This is a genomic window from Moorena sp. SIO4E2, assembly GCF_010671945.1.
GTDB lineage: Bacteria > Cyanobacteriota > Cyanobacteriia > Cyanobacteriales > Coleofasciculaceae > Moorena > Moorena producens.
On sequence record NZ_JAAHIE010000581.1, the window covers coordinates 1 to 4241 of the forward strand.

The 4241-nt window shown below is 36.8% G+C and carries 6 protein-coding genes and 1 pseudogene; 4 read left to right on the plus strand and 3 right to left on the minus strand.

Going from position 1 to position 4241, the window contains the following annotated elements:
• Together F6K37_RS33400 and F6K37_RS33405 are read left to right on the plus strand one after the other, a co-directional pair.
• A pseudogene (locus F6K37_RS33400) lies at nt 1-223 on the plus strand (hypothetical protein); the annotation flags it as partial.
• A gap of 621 nt (nt 224-844) precedes the next feature.
• The gene (locus F6K37_RS33405) at nt 845-1039 is read left to right on the plus strand and encodes a hypothetical protein (protein WP_287254996.1); all 195 of its coding nucleotides are present in this window, start codon (nt 845-847) and stop codon (nt 1037-1039) included.
• Nucleotides 1040-1296: 257 nt separating this feature from the next.
• Here the strand turns inward: F6K37_RS33405 and F6K37_RS33410 are convergent, their stop codons facing one another.
• From F6K37_RS33410 to F6K37_RS33420, 3 genes are all read right to left on the minus strand, one after another.
• Entirely contained in the window at nt 1297-1800 is a 504-nt protein-coding gene (locus tag F6K37_RS33410) for a hypothetical protein (protein ID WP_287254998.1), read from the minus strand.
• A gap of 88 nt (nt 1801-1888) precedes the next feature.
• Nucleotides 1889-2554 carry a hypothetical protein gene (locus tag F6K37_RS33415; protein ID WP_287255000.1) on the minus strand — a complete coding sequence of 222 codons (666 nt, stop codon included), beginning with the start codon at nt 2552-2554 and terminating at the stop codon, nt 1889-1891.
• A gap of 351 nt (nt 2555-2905) precedes the next feature.
• A complete protein-coding gene (locus tag F6K37_RS33420; protein ID WP_287255003.1) occupies nt 2906-3031 on the minus strand; it encodes a hypothetical protein in 126 nt (41 codons plus the stop codon).
• Nucleotides 3032-3485: 454 nt separating this feature from the next.
• On the opposite strand from F6K37_RS33420, the gene F6K37_RS33425 reads away from it, so the two are divergent.
• Together F6K37_RS33425 and F6K37_RS33430 are read left to right on the plus strand one after the other, a co-directional pair.
• Entirely contained in the window at nt 3486-3896 is a 411-nt protein-coding gene (locus F6K37_RS33425; RefSeq protein ID WP_287255005.1) for a hypothetical protein, read from the plus strand.
• A gap of 51 nt (nt 3897-3947) precedes the next feature.
• A partial coding sequence (locus F6K37_RS33430) for a hypothetical protein (protein WP_287255006.1) occupies nt 3948-4241 on the plus strand: 294 nt, incomplete at its 3' end.

A 4241-nucleotide genomic window follows, 5' to 3' on the forward strand; every position in this document is an offset into this window, starting at 1 on the left:
ACAGGAAAAGCGGATTAAGGCTCAGATTTCGATTCAATCTGCTATAGCTCGGTTAAATGCTGCGAAAACTCGTTACCAACAACAGATTTACCAGCATTCTCTGAAAATGATGACTTATCAAACTAATTTACAGCGGCAGCAGTACCAGCTGGCATCTTTGGTGAAGCAATCCCAAGAGGTGGAGAAGGAGCTGGCAGAATTGAGTATTGTGCGATTCTCCTAGGGAGACGCTACGCGAACGCCCTATACTGGTCGGGTGAGACGGGTGAAGATTGTTTCACAGACGGACCGGGTGATAACTGCTGAGATAACTCTTGATGTGAGGGGCGATCGTTAATTCTAGGGCAAGGGCATGTTTGTGGTAGTGCTGCCTTTGTCCAATAAGTTGAAAATAATCGGACTATGACACAGCCTTATTCAATAGTCCGACATTAGCTGTTAGGTTTAATATTATGTTCGTCTGTAACTTAGTCTAATTTATTTAGACAACTTGCCGCGACTTATAATACAAATTTTTAATGAAGTTTGTTTAAAGTTTTACAGTTCTTCATACTGCCTCTTCCTCCTGCTCCCTTCTCCCTGATCCCTTCTCCCTACTCCCTTTGGCAAAGTGTTAATTTAGCATAACAAGTACGGAAGAGCCAGTTTTACTTAAAGTTTACTTAAATTTTTAGGAAAATAAAAAAGCGCAACATATAACTATCAATTGAATCGGTTAATATTTAAATCGAACTATGACACAGCCTTCATAGTTCGATTTAGTGATTAAGTTTAATATTATGTTCGTCTTAACGATATTAAGCTTAATCTCCTTTGGTTCCTAAAAATTAAGGAGAAAATTAGCATGAAAAATTCTCTTCAGGCTATGGGACATTTTTGTGTTCCTATAACTCTTGCTGTTGTCGCTACTTGCAGTACGAGTAGTGATGTCCAACAGAGCATCAAAGCTATTGTCCCATGGCTTCAGGTAGCAGCCTTTAGCACTACTACTGTTAATCAGGGATTACAGGCTGCTAAACGATTGCGTCGTTCTAAGTAGAGTTTGATGCTGTAGATGATTAGTACTAGTTGCTGATTATCGGTATAGTTTTGCCCCCTAATTCCCAATCTTGTGGTGCGACCCGTGACGAATTTAATTTGCCTATGGGAAGCGCACCGAGGGAGGAATAAAACTCTAAAAGTCCCCCGAGCGAGGGATTGCTCGGGGGACTAAGGGGGCTTTTTTAAAATCAGGCGCGCTACTACGCTGGAACTGTTTATTGTTTAGAACCTTCTATTTCCTCTTTATTATTACTATTAAGTAGAATCACCTCCAAACCCTTGAACTATTATAGCTAATCCGAATACAAAAGCAGATGCAATAGTCCCACCAATTTTTGACCAAGTATTGTTATTATTAGAATTAATTTCTTTTATAGTTTCGCTATAGTCTTTTGAAACTTGAAAAATTAATTCTGCTATTCTTATTTTTCCTTCGTCAGATTGAATATTATCTGCTAACTCATTTAAGGTTTTTACCGTGTGGTTAATATGATCAATTTTATCAAGTGCTTCCTGATTTACATCACCTACTTTTTCCACTAAGCTCGGGAATGTGTGAACTAACTCAGTCATGGATTCAATAAATTTAGTAGAAAATTTAGGTGAATCTTTTGCAAGAGCTTTTATGTGTTTTTCCTCAATTTCACCTTCTTCTATAAGATTTAAAATTTTTTGACTTTCTTCTAAAGATAATTCTTCAGAATTTGTCAAATTTGCTTTTTCCTTGACTTCTGCAACAAGAGAGTTGTTATTTTCCATTTTACTATTATCCTGTAACATCAACATCTATACCAAACAGCTTCAACAAACAAATAACTGGTACAAAAGCAATAATAAACGCTACCTTTTAAATAAAAAATATTATTGCAATAATTATTGCTAAAGGTATCCTCATCCGCCTTATTAGTAATACAATTATATTTACTTTTAACCAGTATTTGTTCTGTTCTTCTAATCTTTTATTTACCATTAAATTGCTACTATATCTAAAAACTTTATTTGAAAATTTGATAAGATTGCTTACTTTTTGTTCATCTATTTTCATAGTCATGCTTTGGAAATCTTTAATTATTTTTTCTAAGTTTGCAAAAGAAATTAAAAATTTATAATTTCCATGATTTCTAGTGTATATATCCAAACCTCTAGTCATCATACTTTTGAATCGCTTCATCAATTGTATATCCCATAAGAATATATCGATTTTACCGTGAAGACGATTTTTAGTACTATTAATCAAATTAATAGAATTTTCTGTTGATAAGAATATATCGGATTTCTCTTCTCTAGCTTTAAAGACTATTCGATAATTTGTTAAATAAAATTTGCCTCGAATCAATAATATTTGATTTTTTCTTCCTCTACCTGTAAGTATTCTAGCCCACAATGGGTTGAAGCTTGGTAATGGTTTACTTATGTGGTATTCTTCCGTATCAATATATATGGCAGAATCATGACTGCTAATTATTTCTTCATTATCAAGTAATTCTTCATCAAGTAATTTTTCTGTAATCATGATTTAGTTGTGTTTCTATAATCAGTTTGCAACTTTTCGTATTTTCAGCTAATCGATACTCTAAATTAGACGGTAATGCTACAAAAGTAGTAGTTTTAGTCCCCTTTTGACCAGACAGCAGCTGGAGTGTGACATGCAAGCTGCTAATAGCTGATTTTTAAGTATCTATATAGTTATCCGGGTAACCACCAACAATTACGCAAAAAATTTCTGGGGAGGTGACATGCAAGTTCAGGTGCAGCTGCGATTCTCCTACAAAGACGCTACGCGATCGCGTACTCAAGCCCATCTCTACATCCCCTGGATTATCCGATCCATGCCCGGCTCATCCCGTTGGTAACGTCTTAGTCATTATCGGGTAGTGGTTCTTCTGTTGTTGAAGGTTGAAGGTTGTTGAAGGTTGAAGGTTGTTGAAGGTTGAAGGTTGAAGGTTGAAGGTTGAAGGTTGTTTAAGGTTGAACGTGATTGCGTGGCCAATAGGCCAAGGTTGAATTCACTTCTGCCTTCTGTCCTCTGCCTTGTTTTCTCCAAAGTATAGCGGTTTTTAGCCTAATGAGGTACAGATAATTTTTGGCCTGTTCCCTCTTTTCTCTTCCCTATTCCCTACTCCCTGCTCCCTGCTCCCTGCTTCTTCTAAAGCAAAATACTATGTCTTAAACTATCCTTAGTTTGCTATTAGCTAAACTTGTTACAAAACTAACACTTTAGTTGTCAATAATTATTACAAATTTCGTAAATTATCCAATTTTTTTTGATTTTTTACTTGACAACAACCATAGACACTATTTATAATATAAACATGGCGAAAAGAGCCGCGCTTCTTGGTTGACTCCCCTCAAGCGCGGCTCTCTACCAAACCACAGTTTAGGTAACTCTATCATAATGGCAAAAAAACGATTTATTCATCATCAAGCTCGATTATCACGAAGCCATGGAGCGTCTTGAGCAGCTTGGACAACAGAGGGAACCGAAGCAGGAAAATTTGTATCCCTATCCCATCACGGAGCGATGCAGCGCGGTCTTGGGGGTTTCCCCCATGAGCGACTGCATCAAGAAGCGAGAGCAAATACTAATCCGACTGTATAGTTACTACCAATTGGGTATGACACCACAACGGTTTTACCAAAAGTGGGACTTAACCCAGGAAGATATAGCTTTGATCTGTTCTTGTTCTGCTCACACTGTTAATGGCTGGTTTAATACTAGTCGTCGCTGTAACCCTCCGACTGCTATTCACTTGCAACCTCTGGCGATTATGGATTTTTTGTTGGAAGATTTTGAGACTATTCCGAAGGAGTTATTTGATCGATTGTGCTTGAAGGAGGAGAGAATGGTGAATTAAGAATGTAGAATGTAGAATGTAGAATGCAGAATGTAGAATTTAGAATTAATAATGGTGAATGGTGAAGTCAGAAGGCAGAAGTCAGAAGTCAGAAGGCAGAAGGCAGAATTTCCAATTCCCAATTCCCAATTCTTTATTACCAATTCCCAATTCTTAATTCCCAATTCCCAATTCTTAATTCTACATTCTAAATTCTTAATTCTACATTCTACATTCTTAATTCTACATTCTTATCTTGATTCAGCAATGCGCAATCACTTAGTAAAGCACTGCACTTGGTCCTTCAGAAATACCAGTCTTGGGTACTTCTTCGTCTCCAACCCATTCAGAACCATCAAACACATT